The sequence below is a fragment of the Pseudomonas sp. 3JA genome (assembly GCF_036961705.1).
GTDB lineage: Bacteria > Pseudomonadota > Gammaproteobacteria > Pseudomonadales > Pseudomonadaceae > Aquipseudomonas > Aquipseudomonas fluorescens_Q.
Genome location: NZ_JBAMDJ010000020.1, coordinates 1 through 15,236, shown reverse-complemented (window position 1 = coordinate 15,236; position 15,236 = coordinate 1). Strand labels below are relative to the sequence as shown.

The following is a 15,236-nucleotide window of genomic DNA, read 5'->3' as shown; positions in this document are numbered from 1 at the left end:
CCATGACACTCCGTTATCCACAGGTCTTGTTGTTGCTTTGCGCCTTGACCGCGTTGCCTCCGGCCATCGGCGCCGAGAACATCAAGCTCGACACGCCGGCCGGCGGTTGGCGCAACGGTGCGCCGGGCGGCGAGGATGAAAACTTCAGCCAGACCGTCAACTACCCGGCCTCGTCGGTCAATACGCCCCAGGGCCAAGCCAATACCGCTCGCATCACTGGCCAGATCCAAGGCGCGCCCAAGGGCAATGCGCCGGGCCAACTCATCGTCAACGGCGTGAGCCTGCCGTTGAAGCTCGATGAGCAAGGCCGCTTCGACCGGCCATTTTCATTCCCCAACGGCAGCAACAGTGTGGAAGTACGCAGCCCCGACGGCCAACAGCGTCACCGCACGCAATTTCTCAACACCAGCGGCGGCGCCACGCCGGCCAAGCTGCGGGTGTTGCTGACCTGGGACAGTGACGGCACCGATCTGGACCTGCACCTGGTCACCCCCGATGGTGCGCACATCTGGTACGGCGACCGTGCCGTCGCCAACGGCGCCGCCCTCGACGTCGACGTCACCACCGGCTACGGCCCGGAAATCTTCGCCATGCCGGCGCCGATCAAAGGCCAGTACCTGGTGTATGTGAACTACTACGGCGGCGGTTATCGCTATCAGGACGACGGCGAGGAAGGTGAGGGCGGTGGAGAACAAGCGCAACAAGCCCTGACCACCGCACAAGTCACAGTGATCACCGAAGAAGGCACGCCGAATGAGAAGATGGAAACCTTCGTGGTGCCGATGCGGGCGGTGGGCGAGCTGACGTTGGTCAAGAGTTTCAGTTACCCATAAGGCCATCCCCGGTCCCCTGTGGCGAGGGAGCTTGCTCCCGCTGGGCTGCGCAGCAGCCCCATCTGAAGCTGACTGCACTTTTACCTGACATACCGCGGCGCCTGCTTGGGGGGGCTTCGCGCCCCAGCGGGAGCAAGCTCCCTCGCCACAAGAGCGGTCGGTGCTTGTGATCAATAAAATCTCACGCGTGAGCTATTGTGGGCTTGCGAAACTACCTGTAGTGTTTCTCACGCGTGAGTTTTTCACAGTGGGGTCAGTACCATGTCAACCAGCTCTCCATCAGATCCGCCAGACGGGTCTGTAACCGATTCAGCGAGCCGCACGGGAGAGCGCGCCAAACCCTCCGCGAAAAAGCCGTCGAGCTTCTACATGAAGCAGATGCGCGCGGGCCTGAGTGCCGCCGGGTATGTGAAACACGAGACTTGGGTGCTTCCTGAAAACCGAAGCCTGCTCAAGCAAATGGAGAAACAGCTACGCCAACCGATTCTGGCTGGCTCATTCATGTCGGAGAATTACATGAGCGCAGGTAATAACTGGAACATCGACCGCCTCTACAGCGCCCTTCAGGCCCTGGACGAAGTGGTCGCGAACGACATCACTCTCTCCCTCGTCCAAGGCTCCGAGTCCAGCATCAAGCTGGAAATGAATGATTTTGGTGGCCTGCCGATCTACATCGCGGTGGTGGGTGACCAGATCATCGTCGATACCGTCCTGGTGGACGTCGAGTCGATCAACGATGTCGCGGCATTCAATGACGCCGTGCTGCGCAGCCGGGAAATGTTCCCGCTGTCGTCCATCGGCATCGAGACCATGCCCAACGGGCAAGTCGTCTACAACATCTTCGGTGCGTTGAGCGCCGACTCCAGCCTGACCAACGTCGTGACCGAGGTCAAAACCCTCGTCGACAACGTCCAGCGCGCCAGCGAAGCCTTCGAACGCTTCTTCATTTAATTCACCGAACAGGAACTATCCAATGACTCAGTCCATCTGGAGCAAATTGTTCACCGCACTGCGTGGCGGTGCCAGCGAAGTCGGTGAATCGATCGTCGACCAACAGGCCCTGCGCATCCTCGACCAGGAAATCCGTGATGCCGACAGCGCGCTGGCCAACGCCAAGCGTGAGCTGGTCACCATCATGGCCAAGCACAAGCTGGCGACTGATCGCGTCGGCGAATACAACGCCAAGATCAAGGACCTGGAAGCCAAGGCCCTGGCCGCGATCCAGGCCAACCGCGAAGACCTGGCGCTGGAAGTGGCCGAAGCCATTTCGACCCTGACCAACGAACTGGACGCCGAGCAGAAGCACGCGACCGAATTCGGTGGTTATGCGGACAACATGCGCAAGGACATCACCAAGGCCGAAAGCCGGATCAAGAGCCTGCGCCAGCAAGTGGACATGGCCAAGGCCCGCGAAAGCGTGCAGAAGGCCCAGGTCAGTGCTTCGATCGCCAGCGGCGGCGCCAATGGCAAGCTGGAAACCGCCGTCGGTACGCTCAACCGCTTGCAGGCCAAGCAACAGCAACGTGCCGCTGAGCTGCAAGCCCAGGACGAACTGGCCGAAGCTTCGACTGGCTCCGACCTGGAGCGCAAGCTGCGCGACGCCGGCATCACGCCGAACGAAGGCAGCGCCAATGCGATCCTGGAACGCCTGAAGAAAAAATCGGCTGAGTAATCGCTGAGCGCCCCGAACCCGTGGCGAGGGAGCTTGCTCCCGCTGAGGCGCGAAGCGGCTCCAAAAAAAGGGGCCTGCTGCGCAGTCCAGCGGGAGCAAGCTCCCTCGCCACAATAATGTCCGGCGCTCCTGGATTTAATTGTGACGCAGGTACTTTTATCCAACCCCCGTAACAGGTTTAATGCTGTCCGGCCATTACGCTCGAGCCCTTAGACGCCAGAGCGATGATCCCGCCAGGAACGAAGCCCCACGGAGTCAGGGACGAATGTCGATTTTTCTTTTGTTGCGCACGTACGCGTCGTCCTTCTTCCATCGGTTCGGCTGGGCGGGCCTGGCCATTGCGTTGGGCGTGCACCTGTCCACGGCCTGGATCGGCCTGGTGCTGCTGGGCGAGCAACACCTCATCGCCGCCGCCACGTTTATCTACTTCTATCTCACCACTACGCTCACCGTCGGCTATGGCGATCTGTTGCCACAGACATCCGCCGGGCGAATTTTTGTGGCGACCTGGATCATGCTCGGGGGTATTGCCCTGTTGACGACGGTCATCGGCAAAACCACCAGCAGCGTCATCGATGTATGGAGAAAAGGCATGAAGGGCAAAGGCGATTTCACCGGCAAGGTCGGCCACACGGTTCTCATCGGTTGGGAGGGCGCCTCCAGTGAGCGGGTCATTGAATTGCTGCTGCAGGACGAAACCTCCAACGACAACCTGATCGTCATCTGCGATTGCGATCTCGAAGAAAACCCCATGCCCGGCAAGACATCGTTCATCAAAGGCGACAGCCTGTCCTCCGTCGCGCTGTTGCAGCGTGCTGGCGTGCCGGGTGCCGAACGCGTGCTGGTGCGCACCCACTCCGACGACCTGACCCTGGCCACCGTGCTGGCGGTCAATCAATTGGGCCCTGCCGGGCATGTGGTCGCGCACTTCAATGACAGCGAAATCGCCGCCCTTGCCAGCGCCTATGCGCCGAGCCTGGAATGCACCTCCAGCATGGCCATCGAAATGTTGGTGCGTGCCTCCCAGGACCCGGGCTCGTCCGTGGTCATCAATGAATTGCTCTGTGTCGGCCAAGGCGCCACTCAGTACCTGATGAAACTACCCGAGGCGTTTGAAGCGACGTTCGGCGAGCTTTATGCCCGATTGAAAGAGCAGCACAACGCTACGCTGATTGGTTACCGCGCCAAGGGCGCCCGACACCCATCGATCAACCCGCCCGGCGCCACCCGCGTCGTGGGCGGGGAACTCTTCTACATCGCCTCCACGCGTCTCAAGGAAATTTCCCATGGGGTGGTTTAAACAGTTGATGGGGCTTGAGGCCCCGAACGCGAACACGACAGCCAGCAATAACGCGCCTGTCACCGGGCCGCTGGGCCTGGCCTCCGGCAAGCAGGTCATGTTCGACTCCACGCTCAAGTTGCTGCTCGACGGCAACAGCACGGTGGTCATTCCGGGCTCCCAACAGATCTGGAGCCTGGGCATCGTCGACCTCGGGCAGTCGAACTGGCTGTCGCGCTGCTACATGAACGACGAAGACTACTGGCTGCAAGTGCACACCAGTGGCGATATCGCCGGGCAGGTCGAGTCGGTGATCCTGTTCAACTACCTCAGCTACGTCACGATCAGCAGTGAAGCGGAGTTACGTCGCCTGGCCGGCCCTGAAAGCCTGATCGGCCTGCCGACCTACACCCATGACGGCGTCGAGTACACCCGCGAATGGGGCACCGAGGCTGGCCAGACAGAACTGGTGACGTTGAGCGAGCGCGTGAGCAATCCGGATGAGTCCTACAGCGTCGAACACCGTTCGATGCTGTACGCCCGCGACACCGGCCTGACGGATCGTCGCGAGTTCCTGCTGTTCTCCGTTGAAGAGGACGCCGAAGGCACCGTCAGCCTGAGCACTTCACTGGGTATTTCGCTGTACACCACTGACCTGAACACTCTTTGAATAAGGAACAAGTCCATGCTTGAAGCGCTCTCCATTTCCCTGAACAAAGCCGCCGTGCTTGGCTTTGTCATGTACATCCTCGGCGCCGCCGTGCTGTTCGCGCTGTTCCAGTTCATCTACACCCGCGTCACGCCGCACAAAGAGTTCGAGCTGATCCGTTCGGGCAACGTGGCTGCGGCCATCGCCCTGGGCGGTGCCGTCATCGGTTTCGCGATTCCGGCCAGCAACGTGATTGCCTATTCGATCAGCATGCTGGATTTCGTTGTCTGGGCAGTGATCGCCGCTGTCGTCCAGTTGTTGGCGTTCCTGGTGACCAGCCTGGTGCTCAAGGGCGCTTCCGCGCGGATCAGGAACGGTGAAATCGCCGCGGGTATCTATATCGCCGCCGTGGCCATCAGCGTCGGCATGTTGAACGCCGCGTGCATGACGCCTTCCACAAACTGATTGCGCCACGGAGAACCCGATGAAACGAAGCAAGTACGTCCAGCTTTCGCTGGCCGCGTCGGTCGCCATGGCGATATCCGGCTGCGGGCCGACGGAAAAAACCTACGAGTTGAAAAAGAAGTACAACTTCCAGTCCGTGCAGCAATGTGTCGATGAAAAGCTGCCGGTAGACATTTGTGCTGACGCCTACATGACTGCCATGACGGAGCATCGCCGGATTGCGCCGGTGTACGACAACCAGGCCGATTGCGATGCCGACTTCGTTCCCGATTGGTGCCAGCAGGACTCCGCCGGCAAGTTCATCCCCAAGCTGGGTGGCTTCGAACTGAGTGCCGAGGGCGAGGTTACGCAATCGGAAGTGGACGCCGCCAAGGCCCAATTGCCGGCCTCGGAAGCGATGAATACCGGTGGAGGTTTCAGCAACCTGCTGACCGGGCTGCTGATCGGCAACATGCTGAGCAGCAACCGCAACAGCTACTTCTCCGAGCCGGTCTACCGCTACCGCGATGATCGTGGCAGCTTCGGCTCCTCCACGCTCAGCCAGCGGGTGTCGACAGGCTCGACATTCACCAAGTCCAACCAGGCGCGATACGGCAGCTACACCGACTCCATCAAGTCCACCAGCAAGCCGATGTCCGTTGCCTCATCCACCTCCCGTGGCGGCTTCGGCAGCAAGTCCAGTGCCCGCAGCGGTTGGGGCGGTTCGAGCAGCTCCGGCGGTTGAGGAACCAGCGCCATGAAGAAGATCCATTGCGCAGAACGTCATGACTGGAAACAGACCGCCGAGCAGCTCGGCTTTCTGTTCCACACCATCGACGACGAACCCTATTGGGACGAAAGCGCGTACTACCAGTTCACCCTCAAGCAGATCGAGGACGACCTGGAAGACCCGACCACCGAGATCCATGATATGTGCATGGACCTCGTGGCCCGCGTGGTCCAGAGCGAAGAATTGCTGGAACGCCTGAGCATTCCCGCGCCGTTCTTCGACCTGGTGCGCACTTCATGGCTCGAAGGCCACCCACACTTGTATGGGCGCATGGATTTCTCCTACAACGGCACCGGCCCCGCCAAGCTGTTGGAGCTCAACTACGACACGCCGACCAGCCTCTATGAGGCGGCGGCGTTTCAGTGGGGCTGGCTGGAGCAATGCATCGAGCGCGGCTTGCTGCCGGCCCATGCCGACCAGTTCAACAGCATCGACACCAAGCTGCACCAGGCTTTTGCCCAGTTGCAGATCAAAGAGCCGTTTTATTTCGCCTCGATGAAAGGTTCGGTGGAAGACAAGGGCACCACGGACTATTTGCGCCTGATCGCGGAAAAAGTCGGCATTGAATCACGGCACATCGATATCGAAGACATCGGCCTCAACGGTGACGGGCGTTTCGTCGACCTGGAAGAGCGCTGGATTGCCCACCTGTTCAAGCTGCATGCCTGGGAGTTCATCTTCCACGAGCCGTTTGGTGAAGCGATCGCCCAGTGTGATACACAGTTTTTCGAGCCGGCCTGGAAGTCGATCATCTCCAACAAAGGCATCCTGCCGCTGCTGTGGGAGTTCAACAAAGGCCACCCGAACCTGCTCGCGGCCCACCTGGATACCGACACGAGCAAAGCGGTGCCCAAGGGCTGGGTGCGCAAGCCGTTCTTTTCCCGGGAAGGCGCCAACATCGAGCTGCAAACCGCTGATGGCCTGATCGTAAAAGAAGACGGCCCCTACACGGACGCCCCGTTCATCCTCCAGGAGTTCGCGCCACTGCCACGCTTTGGCGACAGCTACACCCTGATCGGCTCCTGGGTCATCGGCGACCAGGCCGCCGGCATTGGCGTGCGGGAAGACAACAGCCTGATCACCAAGGATTCCAGCCGGTTCCTGCCGCATCTGATCCTTGACTGAGCGATGCCCCCGCTTTTGTGGCGAGGGAGCTTGCTCCCGCTGGGGCGCGTAGCGGCCCCAAATCCAAGCACCGCGCAGTATCAGACAGATTGCATAGGCTTTCAGAGGGGGGCGCTGCGCACTGGAGCGCCAGCCCGGCCCAGCGGGAGCAAGCTCCCTCGCCACAGGAGCTTTGTGTTCCCACAGGGTCAGGTGTTCGCCGCAGGCTTTTTCAGGTCCACCAGTACCGCACCAAATGAAAGAAGATCGGCGCGGCGAAGCACACCGAGTCCAACCGGTCGAGCATGCCGCCGTGGCCTTCGATCATGTGGCCCCAATCCTTCACGCCGCGGTCGCGCTTGATCGCTGACATGACGATGCCGCCGGCAAACCCCAGCAGGTTGATCAGCAAGGCGATGAGGAACGACTGCCACGGATTGAACGGCGTGATCCACCACAGCGCGCCACCGATCAGCGAGGCCAGGAAAATGCCGCCGACAAACCCCTCCACGGTTTTCGAGGGCGACAGGTTCGGTGCGATCTTGTGTTTGCCGAACAGCTTGCCGCACACGTACTGCAACACGTCCGAGAGCTGCACCACGATCACCAGGTAGGCGATCAGCAACAGGTTGCGCCCTTCGAAACCGGCGATGTCCAGCGTCAGCAGGGCCGGGACGAAGGAGATGCAGAACACCGCGATCATCAAGCCCCACTGGACCTTGGAAGCACGCTCCAAAAAGTGCGTGCTGTCGCCGCCCAGGGACGCCAGGATCGGCAGCAGCAGGAATACATACACTGGGATAAAGATCGAAAACAGCCCGTACCAGTCGTAATAGATTAACAGGTACTGCAGCGGCAGCGCCAGGTAGAACGCGGCCACCAACGCTGGATAATCGCTGCGGCGGGTCGGTGTCAGGGTCAGGAATTCCCGCAGGGCGTAGAACGACACCGCGTAGAACAACAGGATCACTGCGGCGTTGCCGAGCCAGAACGCGATGCCGATCACCAGCACCATGATCCACCAGGCGTTGATCCGCGCGTTGAGGTTGTCGATGACGGAGTTCGGCGCGCCGCGGGTTTTCAGCTTGAGAATGAAACCGATCAACGAAGCCAGCACCAGAATGGCGCCGATCCCGCCAAACAACATCAGGGTATATCGATCCATGTCAGACGTGCTCCGGGGCCAGTGCCAGCAGCGCGGCGCGGCTGCGTTCAAGAAATTGCTCTTTGCTTTCACCTTCTTCGATGCACAGCGGCGCGCCGAAACTGGTGGTGCATAACAGCGGCAGCGGCAGTACCCGGCCCTTGGGCATGACGCGGTTGAGGTTGGCGATCCACACCGGGATCACCTCGACCTCGGGGTGTTTTTTCATCAAGTGATAGATCCCGCTCTTGAAGGGCAACAGGCCTTCCTCCGGATTGCGTGTGCCTTCCGGAAAGATGATCAGTGAGTCGCCGTTTTCCAGCGCATCAAGCATCGGCTGCAATGGGCTGTAGGAAGGATCCTTGCGTTCGCGGTCCACCAGCACACCGTTGAACACCCGGTTGATGATGTAGCGTCGCACCGGGCTGGTTTGCCAATAATCGGCCCCCGCCACCGGGCGGGTGAGCTTGCGCAGCGCCGGCGGCAGCGAGGCCCAGAGCAACACGAAGTCACCGTGGCTGCTGTGGTTGGCGAAGTAGATCCGCTGCACCGGCGTCGGCGCGCAGCCGAGCCACAGGCTGCGAGCGCCGGTGACCATGCGAGCGGCGGAGGTGATGAGGTTGGCGACCACGGGTTCGAACATGAAGATTCCTTGTCCTGAGAAGCTCGGGTAGTGACGCAATCGTTAACAGCTGACCATTAACTGTGGCGAGGGAGCTTGCTCCCGCTGGGCTGCGCAGCAGCCCCCAAGAGGCTGAACACAATTCATCTGATACACCACAGTGCCTGGTTTTGGGGCTGCTTTGCAGCCCAGCGGGAGCAAGCTCCCTTGCCACCAAAACTATCTAGATACTTGAAGCTAGCCAGGGGCTGGCCAGGATGAAGCCCAGCACCAGGACGACTTGTACGGCCAATAATCGTGACTGCCGACGCAGCAGCAACAACGCGCCGTGCCGGCGTTCAGTCCAGAGACGCCCTGCACGTGCGGCCGGTTGCAGGCCCAGGGAGGTGAGGGCTTGATCCAAGGTATAGGTGCGCTCGGCCAGGGACTGGGTGCTGTCAGCCATGCGCTGGAACAGATCGGCATCGAATGCCACGCGCAGTGCCCAGTATTTTTCCAGCATGCCGAGCACCAGTAGCGCCGCACTCAACAGCAGCAACCACGGATCGATGACGCCCACCCACCATTGCCCCAACCCCAGCAGAGCCCCAAGCAGCGTCAACCCGGTGGAAAACTGGTCCAGCGAATGCCCCCGGCGCAACAGGCTCGCCACGGTGTGGAGCTCCGTATCAGTGATCATGGACATTCCCCTGTGCTGTGGATAACTGCTCCAACGCGCGACGGTGTGCCGCGTGCAAGACGATACGCGGTCGAGCGCGCTGGATTTGCACGATCGCCGCATCAACGCTCGCTGCCCGCCCGCTGTGCAACAACCAGGCAACCACCGCCGTGGCGCTGCGCGAATAACCCAGGGCGCAGCAGACCAGCACCGGCCCGTGCTGGCGCAGGCTTTCGATGGCCTCTGCCGCTTGCAGGCATTGCTCGGCGGTCGGCGCTGTCAGGTCGAGCACTGGCAATGAGCGATAGGCGACGCCCGTGCTGTCCATGGACAGTTCCGCGCAGAGGTCGAGCACGCCGGTAAACGCACTGTCTTTCAGCTCCATCGGCGTGGGGATACGTCCCAGCCACACGTTATCCGCTATCAGGTCCGGTTGCGGATGCTTGCGCGTCCAGCCGCGCGAATTGATCCACGCCGCCGCCAGGTAAGGCGCCAGCAACCAACGCGCTGCCGGGCTCAAACGACCATCGGCACGCTTCTGGAAACCGTCGGCACCGAACACCAGGTAATTCAGCGCCACCATGAGCACCGCGACCGCCGGCCAGATCAGCCAGAGCCACGCGCCGCCCAAGGCAAACGCCGGGATGAACAACGCCGCCGCGCCCAGACCATAGCGCAAGGCCAAGCGTCGGCGGGCAGGATCCGTCGCCAGTCGCGCACTCAGCAGCGGACTCGGACGGTCCAGCGGCCACAGCCAGACACACAGCCAACCGGCCAACGCGCCCGTGGGCAGGTCAATGAAGTGATGTTGATACGTGGTCAGCACCGACACGCCGATCAACGCGAACCAACCGTGCATCACCCAGCGCCAGAAGCCCTGCAGATGCCGCTGATAGCAGACCCACAGCACCACCAGCAACGCGATGTGCAGCGACGGCGCCTGATTGAACGGCTTGTCGAAACCCGCCAGCACTTCGAACAACCAACCAAACACCCCGTCCATTTCCGGGCGGGGGAAAGTGAAGCGCAACGGCCAGAGCAAAAAGCAACTGACAGCAATCACCTGCGCCGTCAGCAGGCGCAAGGCGTGGCGCTTGAGTTCTTCGCGGCTGGTGGGCAATAGCAAGGACAGGCCGTACAACAGATCGATCGACCAGTAAGGCACGATGGTCCAGGCCATGAACGGCATGTGGCTTTCCCAGGCGAACACCAACGTGCCGACATCGTCACGCTGGGAGGTGACCCAGGTGGCGAAGCCGTAAGTGGTGAAGAACAGCGGCGCCAACAACAGCAACCACAGCACCGCCGGTTTCAGCAGTGCGGGCTCGCGGGCCGGCGCGATGACGGCGCTCATTACTGCACTCGCTGGGCCAGCGAAACGCTGAAAATGCCCCATTCATCGACCCGCAGGGTGATCTTGCGAAAGCCCGCCGCCTCAACCAATTGATCCATTTCCGCCTGAGTGCGTCGGCGCATCACCCAGGCTTGCCCGGCGCGGTGGCTGGTGAGGGCGCGGGCGATCAGTTCCAGTTGCGGGTGCCATGGCTGGCCGGTGTAGACCAGGAAACCGCCAGGCTCCACGGCTTCGGCCAGGCCCGCGAGGGAACCGCCGACCAGTTGGTTGTCGGCAAACAGCTCGTACAGGCCCGACACCACGGCGAGGGTTGGTTTCGGCTCCAGCGCCGCCAGATCCTGGCGGTCGAAGGCATCGCCCTTGACGAATCGGGCGATGTCGCCCAAGCCTTTTTCCACGATCAGCGCGCTGCCGTCACGCACGTTGATGTCGCTGTAGTCGCGCAGCAGGATCGACTCGGGCAACGGGCTGACGCCTTGCAGCGCTTCGAGAATGTAGCGGCCATGGCCGGCGGCGATGTCGACGATGCGCACCTCGCGGTCTTGCGCACGCAACTCGCCCATCGCCAGGCGCAGCAGCTCCTCGACGTGCAGCTTGCGCTGGCGAATGCCGCGCCAGCCGATGGAGTTCAGGTAATTCTGGTCAATCATCTTGCCCAGCGCCGAGGTGCCGGTGGGGCGGTTGCGGTAGACGTAATCCAGAGTACTGCCAGAGTCGAACCCAGTGTCGAAACCCAGCTTCACCCCGGCGGACAACTTGCTGCCAAAGCGCATGCTGGCGCGGGTCATGCGCCAGTAGAGGTCGCGCAGCGAGTTGTGCGGCAGCGGCGTGGCCAGGGTTTCGGCTTCGGCGCAGGTCGCGCCCAGGCGATCGGCGTCGAGCAGGGAAGGGCGGTCCAGCGCTCGGGCAAAATTTTGCAGGATGAAGCGGCGGGCACTGGCAATGGCCGGGGCACGGTTCTTCTCGCCGAGGGTGTCGTGGAAGAACCCCGGCAGGATGTGTTTCTCCTTGTGCAAACTGCCCAGGCGCTCGAAGAACTGCTCCTGGGGTTTGCGGTGCACCACGAAGTCCGAGCCGGAGATCAACAGCTGCGTCGGCACCTGGATCGCCTGGGCATCGGCCACCACGCGGTCGGCGGCTTCGTACAGGCCCAGCAGCACGTTCACCGAAATGGCCTTGGTGATCAATGGATCGCTGTCGTAGGACGCCACTCGCTCCGGGTCATGGCTGAGGAACTTCGCCTTGACGTAACTGTTGACGAAAAAGTTGCCGCGAAACTTGCGCATCAACGCCAGGCCCGGACGAGCGAAGGGCACGTAGAGCTTGACCTTGAATGCCGGCGAGGCCAGCACCAGCGAGCGAATGCGCGGCGCGTAGTCGTGGACCCAGGTGGACGCGATCACCGCGCCGACGCTTTGCGCCACTACCGCGATGTTCGCCTCGTCGATCTGGTGCGTGGCGCCGATGTGATCGCAGAAGGTCTGCACATCCCGCGCACTGGTGGCAAAACTCGGGCTGTCGCCCCGTTCGCCCGGCGACTGGCCATGGCCACGGGCGTCCCAGGCAAAGAAGTCGAACCCGGGCAGGTCCAGTTCATCCACCAGGTGCGCAATGCGCCCGGAGTGTTCATGACCACGATGAAACAACAACACAGCCTGGCGGGGTTCACCCGCCGCCGCGTCGACAGCCGGCCAATGCCGGTAGAACAATTCCACGCCGTCGTGGGTAGTGAACGTCAGTTCCTGGGCTTCGCGCATTGCAAGTTCCTTTATGCTGAGGGAGCGTTTTCCTTCACTTGGCCCAGGCCATGACGGACCCGGTTGACCAAGGTATACACCAGCAGGGCGGCAACCACCGCCATCACACCATCGACCCAGAGCGCCCCGAGCCAACCCAGGGCAATGCCGGTCGCCAACACGCCCAACACAAAGGCGCGATCACTCTTGCCCATCGGCCCGTCATACCGCCGCGAAGCTCCCACCATGGCCCCGAGCACGCCGGCATATTCGCTGAACAACGCCAACAGCGTGACGAGCAACACGAGCAACAGACTGGCATCGGGAATCAGGGCAAAAGGCAGGATCAAGGCAGCGTCGGCGATGATATCGCATAGCTCATTGAGGTAGGCGCCCAGATGCGATTGCTGGCCAAACTCCCGCGCCAACATGCCATCCACGGCATTCAACGCCATGCGCAGGAACATCCAGATCGGCACAAGCACGAAGATCCACGGATGATTGGCAAACCAGGCGATGACCGCACCGACCAATACCGAAACGATGCCGGCGAGCACGGTGACCTGGTTGGCGGTGACGCCGTTGTTGTAGAGGCGTTGAACCATGGGGCGCAGCAGGTTTTGAAAGGCGGGCTTGAGTTGGTAGATGGAGGGCATCGGGGTGAGATCTCGGCCGGTTGCGGGGCTGGGCTTATACAGGTGCGAGATTACGATAGGTTGAGGGGTTGCTGGCGGGTATTTCTCGAGAATGCGCGCGGGTAGGCATCTAAAACGCAATTTGCGGGTGTAAACCCCGGTGTGAGCGGGCTCAACCGGTAGAGATTGGCCTATGCCAACCCTGTGGCGAGGGAGCTTGCTCCCGCTGGGCTGCGCAGCAGCCCCCAAAGAAGACAACTCAATTTGCCTGGCTCACCGAGTCATGGGATCCAGGGCTGCTGCGCAGCCCAACGGGAGCAAGCTCCCTCGCCACAGGAGCGGTGGTGTGTCAGTTAAGGATCAAACGACGAAAATCCTGTGGGAGCTTGCTCGCGATAGCGGTGGGCCAGAACAGGTCAGCAATCTGCTAGCCTCCAATCCTCCCTCCAGGACCGCATACAAAGGAGTGTTTCAAATGCCGCGAGTGGATTGGCTCGATAGCCACATGGAGAAATGCGACCAGATGGCCGAATGGCTTTATCGGGAATTCAATCATGAGTATGCCGAGCAATCCCTCGACAGTTGGCAGCAGGAGTTCGCGGCGGGGCAGCGTGATGGGAGTTGGAAGTGCCTGATCGCCACGGAGCACGGCCAGTTGCTCGGTGGCGCTTCACTGGCCAGTCACGACCTGGCTGACCGGCCTGAACTGGGACCGTGGCTGGCGTGTGTGTTCATCACCCCCGAGGCTCGACGCAGAGGGCTTGCAGCGCAGTTGATCGAAGGCATCTGCAGTCATGCGCGAGAGGCTGGAATCATCACCTTGTTCCTGCACACCCACAGCCAGCGTGATTACTACGCCAGGCTCGGCTGGGAGGTGTTGGAGCGTTTCGAGGCTTGGGGCAAAGAGCAATGGCTTATGTCTCGACAGTTATAGCCGCCGCCGGGAGTTGCACGCCTAACGTTTAAATTTAGCGAATCGCCCTACGTCCACCGCTTCTTTCACTGACTTAATTCCTCAGCCATCGTCGGCAAAGTCTCGCGTTCGTCCCTGTCCCGCGAGACTCCCGCATGTTTGCCCCTGACAAACTCCTGGCTTTGAACAACACCATCGGCTCTTTGGTGGTGGCGGCCATGGACCCCGATCAGCCGGATGTCGAAGCGGTACTGGCGGACTTCCGCGCCTGCCTCAACGACTACGACGCCTGGGCTGAAAGCTTTTGGGCCGGCTGGGCGCTGGATCTTGAACAAGTGTTCAAGGTCGGCAACGAGGTGTCCCTGGCGGCGCCGAAGAATCTTGATCAACCCATCAGTGCCACGGTGGCCGCATGTCCGGCGAGTGGTCCGCTGACGTTGGTGCACATGTTCCAGGCGGCGCGCTTTGTGCCGATTGGCGATACCCCGGTGATGCTGGAGCCCGTCACCGGAGGCGAGCCCGGGAAGGAAACGTTTGGCGAGCCAGTGCATCACGTCATTGGCCCAAGCGGCGTCCTGGAGATCCCCGAATGCTGGCGTGGCGGGCGCTACCGCATCACTTTTTTCCCCCATGTGACGGCCGATCACGTCAAGGCGCTGTATGCGTCCTATCAAGGGGTGATGGACGAACTTGAGGGGTGGCTGAAGGCTGAGTGGGACGAGTTTCAACCCCTGTGGGCGGCGTTTTCCGACGCCGGGTTTCGCGAACGTTATGACCTGGTGCAGCAGGCCGATTGGCGCGGTTTCGAAAACGCCCTGCATCAGCTATGGGATGACGTTAAACAGGTTTTCCAGCTGTTGGCCGATCTGCAGGCCAACAGCGAAAAGCTCCTGGAGTATCTGACCCAGGTAGAACTTGAGCAGTTACTGAGCGCTTCATCCGAGGCCATCGCCAAAGGACTGATGGTGTTGAGTGACGAGCCGTTGCTCTTCGTTCACATGGCGGCGTTCGTCAGCTGGCTGCGGATGTTGCCGCCCCAATACATGGCTGAAGTCGCGGGCGAGATGCGCGCCTCGGTGCTGATCAATTTCCTGTTGATGCGCTTGACCGGCGCCCTGGGCATGGGCGTGCGGATGAGCGGAAAGGTACTTGGCCAGCTCCGCTCGGCACGGGCTCGGGAGTGGTTAACCGCATCAAGCCTGAGGCTGGCCCAACGTTCCACCGATCGGCTCGACCGGCATCCCGATGTGCTCAAACCGTTGGTGGTCAGCGCCCAGCGTGCGCCATTGAAGCCGGCGCCTGTCGGACCTCTGCACATCACTCCCGAGCATTCCCCACCCCTGGCGGTCAGCAATCCGGCCGCTGTGGCGCGGGAAAAATCCCACGGTTCAACCCGGCTAAGC

The 15,236-nt window shown here is 61.4% G+C and carries 15 protein-coding genes and 1 pseudogene; 10 read left to right on the top strand and 6 right to left on the bottom strand.

Features of this window, described 5'->3' with window-relative positions; genetic code table 11:
- The first annotated feature begins 2 nt into the window (after nucleotides 1-2).
- From V7773_RS16655 to V7773_RS16620, 8 genes are all read left to right on the top strand, one after another.
- A complete protein-coding gene (locus tag V7773_RS16655; RefSeq protein ID WP_336074198.1) occupies nucleotides 3-833 on the top strand; it encodes a YfaP family protein in 831 nt (276 codons plus the stop codon).
- A gap of 369 nt (nucleotides 834-1,202) precedes the next feature.
- Entirely contained in the window at nucleotides 1,203-1,784 is a 582-nt protein-coding gene (locus V7773_RS16650) for a YjfI family protein (protein WP_086936714.1), read from the top strand.
- A gap of 22 nt (nucleotides 1,785-1,806) precedes the next feature.
- On the top strand, nucleotides 1,807-2,505 hold the full coding sequence (locus V7773_RS16645; RefSeq protein WP_003205987.1) for a PspA/IM30 family protein: 699 nt from the start codon (nucleotides 1,807-1,809) through the stop codon (nucleotides 2,503-2,505).
- A gap of 265 nt (nucleotides 2,506-2,770) precedes the next feature.
- Complete coding sequence (locus tag V7773_RS16640) at nucleotides 2,771-3,805, top strand: ion channel (RefSeq protein WP_092149766.1); 1,035 nt, start codon at nucleotides 2,771-2,773, stop codon at nucleotides 3,803-3,805.
- Complete coding sequence (locus V7773_RS16635; protein WP_336074197.1) at nucleotides 3,792-4,454, top strand: DUF2491 family protein; 663 nt, start codon at nucleotides 3,792-3,794, stop codon at nucleotides 4,452-4,454. The genes V7773_RS16640 and V7773_RS16635 overlap by 14 nt, the downstream gene beginning before the upstream one ends.
- Before the next feature lie 15 nt (nucleotides 4,455-4,469).
- Nucleotides 4,470-4,898 carry a DUF350 domain-containing protein gene (locus tag V7773_RS16630; protein ID WP_063324186.1) on the top strand — a complete coding sequence of 143 codons (429 nt, stop codon included), beginning with the start codon at nucleotides 4,470-4,472 and terminating at the stop codon, nucleotides 4,896-4,898.
- 19 nt (nucleotides 4,899-4,917) lie between these two features.
- On the top strand, nucleotides 4,918-5,622 hold the full coding sequence (locus V7773_RS16625; RefSeq protein ID WP_092225509.1) for a DUF1190 domain-containing protein: 705 nt from the start codon (nucleotides 4,918-4,920) through the stop codon (nucleotides 5,620-5,622).
- A gap of 12 nt (nucleotides 5,623-5,634) precedes the next feature.
- On the top strand, nucleotides 5,635-6,792 hold the full coding sequence (locus tag V7773_RS16620) for a glutathionylspermidine synthase family protein (RefSeq protein WP_336074196.1): 1,158 nt from the start codon (nucleotides 5,635-5,637) through the stop codon (nucleotides 6,790-6,792).
- Between the two features lie 211 nt (nucleotides 6,793-7,003).
- On the opposite strand, the gene V7773_RS16615 is transcribed toward V7773_RS16620, so the two are convergent.
- The 6 genes from V7773_RS16615 to V7773_RS16590 all read right to left on the bottom strand — a co-directional run bounded on the left by V7773_RS16615 (nucleotide 7,004) and on the right by V7773_RS16590 (nucleotide 12,941).
- Nucleotides 7,004-7,936: a phosphatidate cytidylyltransferase gene (locus V7773_RS16615; protein ID WP_063324189.1), complete on the bottom strand. Its 933-nt coding sequence runs from the start codon at nucleotides 7,934-7,936 to the stop codon at nucleotides 7,004-7,006.
- 1 nt (nucleotide 7,937) lies between these two features.
- A complete protein-coding gene (locus tag V7773_RS16610; RefSeq protein WP_072346316.1) occupies nucleotides 7,938-8,558 on the bottom strand; it encodes a lysophospholipid acyltransferase family protein in 621 nt (206 codons plus the stop codon).
- A gap of 202 nt (nucleotides 8,559-8,760) precedes the next feature.
- The gene (locus V7773_RS16605; protein ID WP_336074193.1) at nucleotides 8,761-9,216 is read right to left on the bottom strand and encodes a hypothetical protein; all 456 of its coding nucleotides are present in this window, start codon (nucleotides 9,214-9,216) and stop codon (nucleotides 8,761-8,763) included.
- On the bottom strand, nucleotides 9,206-10,549 hold the full coding sequence (locus V7773_RS16600; protein WP_336074192.1) for a phosphatase PAP2/dual specificity phosphatase family protein: 1,344 nt from the start codon (nucleotides 10,547-10,549) through the stop codon (nucleotides 9,206-9,208). The genes V7773_RS16605 and V7773_RS16600 overlap by 11 nt, the downstream gene beginning before the upstream one ends.
- Complete coding sequence (locus V7773_RS16595; RefSeq protein WP_336074191.1) at nucleotides 10,549-12,306, bottom strand: bifunctional alpha/beta hydrolase/class I SAM-dependent methyltransferase; 1,758 nt, start codon at nucleotides 12,304-12,306, stop codon at nucleotides 10,549-10,551. The genes V7773_RS16600 and V7773_RS16595 overlap by 1 nt, the downstream gene beginning before the upstream one ends.
- A gap of 11 nt (nucleotides 12,307-12,317) precedes the next feature.
- On the bottom strand, nucleotides 12,318-12,941 hold the full coding sequence (locus tag V7773_RS16590) for a CDP-alcohol phosphatidyltransferase family protein (protein ID WP_063324194.1): 624 nt from the start codon (nucleotides 12,939-12,941) through the stop codon (nucleotides 12,318-12,320).
- A gap of 454 nt (nucleotides 12,942-13,395) precedes the next feature.
- Here V7773_RS16590 and V7773_RS16585 point away from each other — a divergent pair, with 454 nt between their 5' ends.
- Together V7773_RS16585 and V7773_RS16580 are read left to right on the top strand one after the other, a co-directional pair.
- Complete coding sequence (locus V7773_RS16585) at nucleotides 13,396-13,854, top strand: GNAT family N-acetyltransferase (RefSeq protein ID WP_336074190.1); 459 nt, start codon at nucleotides 13,396-13,398, stop codon at nucleotides 13,852-13,854.
- A 134-nt stretch (nucleotides 13,855-13,988) separates the two neighbouring features.
- Nucleotides 13,989-15,236 (top strand): annotated as a pseudogene (locus V7773_RS16580) (type IV secretion protein Rhs); the annotation flags it as partial.

Bases quoted from the DNA above. Each gene is read 5' to 3' on its own strand.
- V7773_RS16655 (WP_336074198.1), top strand. From the start codon at position 3: ATGACACTCCGTTATCCACAGGTCTTGTTGTTGCTTTGCGCCTTGACC.
- V7773_RS16650 (WP_086936714.1), top strand. From the start codon at position 1,203: ATGAAGCAGATGCGCGCGGGCCTGAGTGCCGCCGGGTATGTGAAACAC.
- V7773_RS16645 (WP_003205987.1), top strand. From the start codon at position 1,807: ATGACTCAGTCCATCTGGAGCAAATTGTTCACCGCACTGCGTGGCGGT.
- V7773_RS16640 (WP_092149766.1), top strand. From the start codon at position 2,771: ATGTCGATTTTTCTTTTGTTGCGCACGTACGCGTCGTCCTTCTTCCAT.
- V7773_RS16635 (WP_336074197.1), top strand. From the start codon at position 3,792: ATGGGGTGGTTTAAACAGTTGATGGGGCTTGAGGCCCCGAACGCGAAC.
- V7773_RS16630 (WP_063324186.1), top strand. From the start codon at position 4,470: ATGCTTGAAGCGCTCTCCATTTCCCTGAACAAAGCCGCCGTGCTTGGC.
- V7773_RS16625 (WP_092225509.1), top strand. From the start codon at position 4,918: ATGAAACGAAGCAAGTACGTCCAGCTTTCGCTGGCCGCGTCGGTCGCC.
- V7773_RS16620 (WP_336074196.1), top strand. From the start codon at position 5,635: ATGAAGAAGATCCATTGCGCAGAACGTCATGACTGGAAACAGACCGCC.
- V7773_RS16615 (WP_063324189.1), bottom strand. From the start codon at position 7,936: ATGGATCGATATACCCTGATGTTGTTTGGCGGGATCGGCGCCATTCTG.
- V7773_RS16610 (WP_072346316.1), bottom strand. From the start codon at position 8,558: ATGTTCGAACCCGTGGTCGCCAACCTCATCACCTCCGCCGCTCGCATG.
- V7773_RS16605 (WP_336074193.1), bottom strand. From the start codon at position 9,216: ATGATCACTGATACGGAGCTCCACACCGTGGCGAGCCTGTTGCGCCGG.
- V7773_RS16600 (WP_336074192.1), bottom strand. From the start codon at position 10,549: ATGAGCGCCGTCATCGCGCCGGCCCGCGAGCCCGCACTGCTGAAACCG.
- V7773_RS16595 (WP_336074191.1), bottom strand. From the start codon at position 12,306: ATGCGCGAAGCCCAGGAACTGACGTTCACTACCCACGACGGCGTGGAA.
- V7773_RS16590 (WP_063324194.1), bottom strand. From the start codon at position 12,941: ATGCCCTCCATCTACCAACTCAAGCCCGCCTTTCAAAACCTGCTGCGC.
- V7773_RS16585 (WP_336074190.1), top strand. From the start codon at position 13,396: ATGCCGCGAGTGGATTGGCTCGATAGCCACATGGAGAAATGCGACCAG.